General features: G+C 69.9%; 6 protein-coding genes. 2 read left to right on the forward strand and 4 right to left on the reverse strand.

Annotation, left to right across the window (positions count from 1 at the left end):
* Positions 1 to 174: 174 nt before the first annotated feature.
* The 4 genes from EB084_20835 to EB084_20850 all read right to left on the reverse strand — a co-directional run bounded on the left by EB084_20835 (position 175) and on the right by EB084_20850 (position 2,854).
* A complete protein-coding gene (locus tag EB084_20835; protein NDD30713.1) occupies positions 175 to 861 on the reverse strand; it encodes a hypothetical protein in 687 nt (228 codons plus the stop codon).
* A 128-nt stretch (positions 862 to 989) separates the two neighbouring features.
* Complete coding sequence (locus EB084_20840; GenBank protein ID NDD30714.1) at positions 990 to 1,232, reverse strand: hypothetical protein; 243 nt, start codon at positions 1,230 to 1,232, stop codon at positions 990 to 992.
* A gap of 132 nt (positions 1,233 to 1,364) precedes the next feature.
* Positions 1,365 to 1,736, reverse strand: a complete 372-nt coding sequence (locus EB084_20845; protein NDD30715.1) for a DUF1311 domain-containing protein — start codon at positions 1,734 to 1,736, stop codon at positions 1,365 to 1,367.
* Positions 1,733 to 2,854, reverse strand: a complete 1,122-nt coding sequence (locus EB084_20850; protein NDD30716.1) for a class I SAM-dependent methyltransferase — start codon at positions 2,852 to 2,854, stop codon at positions 1,733 to 1,735. Before EB084_20850 ends, EB084_20845 begins: the two co-directional genes overlap by 4 nt.
* Before the next feature lie 199 nt (positions 2,855 to 3,053).
* Between EB084_20850 and EB084_20855 the strand changes: the two genes are divergently transcribed.
* Both EB084_20855 and EB084_20860 read left to right on the forward strand, forming a co-directional pair.
* Positions 3,054 to 3,395: a hypothetical protein gene (locus EB084_20855; GenBank protein ID NDD30717.1), complete on the forward strand. Its 342-nt coding sequence runs from the start codon at positions 3,054 to 3,056 to the stop codon at positions 3,393 to 3,395.
* Positions 3,388 to 4,201: hypothetical protein (locus EB084_20860; protein NDD30718.1), on the forward strand; the 814-nt coding region annotated here is incomplete at its 3' end. The genes EB084_20855 and EB084_20860, both read left to right, overlap by 8 nt.

Raw genomic sequence — 4,201 nt, forward strand, 5'->3', positions numbered from 1 at the left:
CTCCGCAGAACCGTGGGCTCGATCTCGTCGAATGCAGCGCGCACCCGTGCGAGATCTCCTGCTGCCGCGCGTACCGCCGACGAAAGGTAGGTGGAGGGGTCTCCCGCTAGCCGTTCCTGCGCCTTCGAGACGACGCGGCCGAGGCCTGGGGCATAGACGTGGCGCACGTTCGGGTCAGGCTTCGGGGAGAGAGGTGAAACCGCCCACGAGATCGGCGATCTGTCGGGCTGCGCTGTCTTCGGCACGCTCTCCGGCCGCGGCGCGTGGATCGGCGGCGTGGCTGTAGTCGCTGCGCTCCATGAACGTGCCCACCTCGCGGGGGAGCAGACGCGGAGGGACCTGCGCGGGTGCCGATGCACGGGGACGCGCCTGGAAGGCCGCCGCGTAGCGAGACAGGTCACCGCTCACGCCGCGGTCGGCGATGAGCTCGCGTGCGCTGGCGCCGTTCGTGCCGGCGCTCGTCGGGGCGATCTTCCAGGCCGCCAGGGCCTTCCAGTCGGCGGCGTCGGCCATCTGGCGCACGGGCGCGTCGGCGGCGAGCAGGCCGCTCAGCTGCGCGTCTGGGTCGGCGTGGCCCTCATCGGTGCTGGCGCTCATTCGCCCCACAGCGCTCCGACTTGTGGGGTAGCGACGCATGGTGACATCGAGGTCGGCGTTCCCCCCGAGGTAGGCATTGAGCTCGCCAACGACGCTGACGAGGCTCGAGGTGCTGCTCGCGGTGGCGGCGACGGGAGGGCCCAGAACGCTCTGGTAGTAGCTGTTCAGCTGGGTCACGCCCGTGATGCGTGGGGCTTCGACCTCGAGGACCTCGCCCACGTTCTGTACCTGCTGGGCTGCTCTTGACTGCCAGATGTCGAACATGGCCGCTCCTCAAGCATCATCGTGCGGGGTTCAGGTAGACACCCGATGTGTCGCGGTGACCCGAGCGTGTGCTGAGGGCATGATACCCCGGTCGCGGGCAAAAGTAAATGCGCGCGTCGCGCGGCATCTCAGCCGATGCAGTAGAGGATGGCGAGCATGCCGGCCAGGAGGGCACCGAACCCGAGGGCGTGCACGGTGAGGCGCACGAGGTACCAGCTGAGGTGCAGCCCCTCGCGGATCTGTCGGCGAAGGCCGCAGCGGCTGCGATGCCGGCGGTGCAGCGCGCGCATGCGCATGCGTCGGATGTCGGAGTCGAGAAGCGGTGCGGCTTCGAGGGCGGTCTGTTGCGTTCTCATGGATTCGGCCTCCACGATGGGATCTCTCTCTCGTTGAGAGAGTCGGGTCAGGGGGTCGACCTTCCACGGTGAGTATATCCGGAGAACCTGAAAAATAGTTGAAATCGGTTCAGACGTTTGAAATTCTCCCGGCCCCAGCCGATGATATCAGGGAGATCGGAGGGTCGAGAGAAGGGCCTCGAGGTCGCGGATGCGGCCCTCGGTGAGGCGGGTTGCGGTGCGCAGCCACGCCATGGCGGCCGCGCTGGCGTCTTGCTCGATGGCCGCCTCCGCGGTGGCTGCGGCGTCGCGGTAGAGCGTGAATGTCCGCTGGGCCTTGCGCATCTTCGCGCGGGTGTCTTCGGGAGCGGCCGCGATCACGCGCTCGAACACCGCGCGCAGGCGTGCGTCGACTTCGTTGAAGGCGACCACGGCCTTGGCCCGCACCTCGGCGACGGGCTCGGCCTGCGCGGGAGTGACGCCATGCGGGAGCAGGATGGCCACGGCGCAGGCGAGCAGGGTGATGACGGCGCGTCTCATGGGGTTTCTTCCTCTCCAGCGTCGGAAGGTTTCAATGTCTGGGCCCACACCGATTCGAAGCTGGGGTGGTTGTCTGCGTCGCCTGCGACAGGCGTTCCTGCGGGACCGACCTCATAGAGCCAGGTATCGGCGTAGCCCCAGGAGAACGGGTACCGCCGCTTCCCGCTCAGGCGCAGGCGAGGATGTCGCCACTCCCGCCCCACCGATATCCAGCGCGTTCCATCGGCGAGCACCGAGATGCGGGCCTGAAGCCCCCCCGCGAGATCGTCGTTGAACGTGAACCCGTTGACGTACACGGCCGTGGCGTCGTCGAGGGGGACATCGAGGACGTGCTGGCGCTCGAATCGCACCCGATCGAGGCCCAGCGCCGCGCTGATGCCGCGAGCCACGTCGATGTAGGTGGGGAGCAGGTCGACCCCCACCGCCGCGCACCCGTGGGCAAGCGCGGCCGCGAAGACCATCTTGCCGCGGCCGCAGCCGAGGTCGAAGAGCGTGTCGCTTGCGGTGAGACCCGCCTGCGCGCAGATGTCGAGGGCCACGTCATAGGGGGTCTCGCCGAAGGCGAAGCTCTCGTCGTCGAAGGCGTACAGGCCCGCGGCTCGTCGCTCGCGCCAGATGAACCAGGCGGGAAGACGCAGCAGGTAGGCCAGTGTGAGGCGGGCTTCCACGCGCCACAGGCCGGGCACCCGCGTCGCGGCACGCCACTCGCGAAACGGGGCGAGGAGCAGACCGCCCAGTCCTCCCGTTGGGATGGCGCCTGGGGGCGCATCGTCCGACTCGGGAAGAGGGGCTTCGCCTGTTCGGTCAGACACCGAGGAGGTTCGTCTCCACGCGCAGGCCGTGGGGGGCGCCGCCAAAGACCCCCCCGCGCTCGAGCACGACGGCATCGAGGCCGCGACGAGAAGCGGCCAGGGCGTCGAAGGTGCGGTCGGTGGCGACCACGGCCGGCAGCCCCACCTCCTGTGCCAGGACGGCGAATGCCGAACCCTCGCGCGCCGTGCGCTCGTCGATCTCGAGGAACCGGGCCACGTGAGGGGTGAGATCGCCCAGGGGGCCTGCGCGCAGCCACTCGCGCTGCACGGGTGCAGACAAGCCGTCGTACACCGCGACAGCCCCATCGCTGGCGCTCCATCGCTGCAGTGCCGCGCGGCAGTCGGCGTACACCTGTGGGCGCAGCGTGCCTGCGGCGAACGCCTCGAGCATCAGATGGCCGCAGACCGACACCACGGCGGGTGTGTGCCGGCTCTCCTGCAGCTTGGTTCGAACGGCCGTCACGGCCGCTTCACGCAGGCGCTGCGGGGATGCGTCTGAGGGGAAGTGCACGAAATCGGCGCGGCCGCTGGCGCGCTCTTCATCGGCTTCGGCGCGCAGGGCCGCGATGTCGGCCTCCAGTGCGGCGCTTTCGGCGTGCTCTTCGAAGAACGCAGGCAGCCTCGCCCACAGGTGCTGGAAGACCGCCCCGTCGAGATATCGGTGATCGACGAGGCCCCCGATCAGCTTCACGATGACCAGTCGCGGTGTGCTCATGCGGGCGAGGCTTTCGTGATCTGGCCTCGCCCCCCTGCCGCGGCGGGGGCACGCCGCGCTTCGGCGCCTGCTCCAGGAGCGGCGCGGGGAAGGTCCGCGCGGCGCGTTCGCGAAAGGAACAGGGATGCGTGACGAGCAGGCGAGGCCCAGGCCGGACGAGGCCCCAACCGTTTCGAGGGCGTGGCTGGCGCTGGTTTCGGTTCTCCTGGCGGCCATCGTCGGGCTCTCGGCGGTTCTGGCCATGTCGACCGTCGCTCCGAAGACGCCCGTTCAGCCACCGCCGGGCTCGCGCCCGTCGAACACTGAAGCGACTGACGTCGAGACGGCCGAGCCGGTGGCAGACCTGGCCGCGCCTTCCGACGTTTCGCAGGCGATTCTGACGGCGCAGGTCGCGCCTTCGGCTGCGCCGGCCCCTTCATCGCATCGCCCGGGGCCGTCGGGGGCGGTGTCTCGAGAGACCGCGTCACAGACCCCCGCGCAAGCGACTCCTGAGACGGCGCAGGTGGCTTCCGCCGCGCCCGTGGCGTCCACGCTTCTCGGACCGCCTGACGCGGCTCGCGTGGTGGCCGATGCGGGCAGGGTTCCCCTGGGATGGCAGAGCGGCGCGTCTCGGGCGTGGCGAGTGGACGTGCTTGCCGCAGGCCGCCCCTGGCGCTCGATCACCAGCACGGTCCCTGTGGTCACCGTGGACGCCCCTCCGGGTCCGGTCTACCAGTGGCGGGTCACATCGCTGACGAACGGCGAATCGACGCCCTGGTGCACCTTTCAGACCGCGGAGCCGGCGATCTGCGACGTTCGCGGGCGTGAAGGGGCCCCAGGAAGGGATGGTGGCTCCTTTGGAGAGAGCGGCGGTCCGGGGGAGGGGGGAGGCGATGCGTGGGAGGTCGACGTCTGGGTGGAGCGCCTCGACGGCTGGGTCCGGGTCCGGGTCGAGAGTG

The sequence above is a fragment of the Pseudomonadota bacterium genome (assembly GCA_010028905.1).
Classification (GTDB): domain Bacteria; phylum Vulcanimicrobiota; class Xenobia; order RGZZ01; family RGZZ01; genus RGZZ01.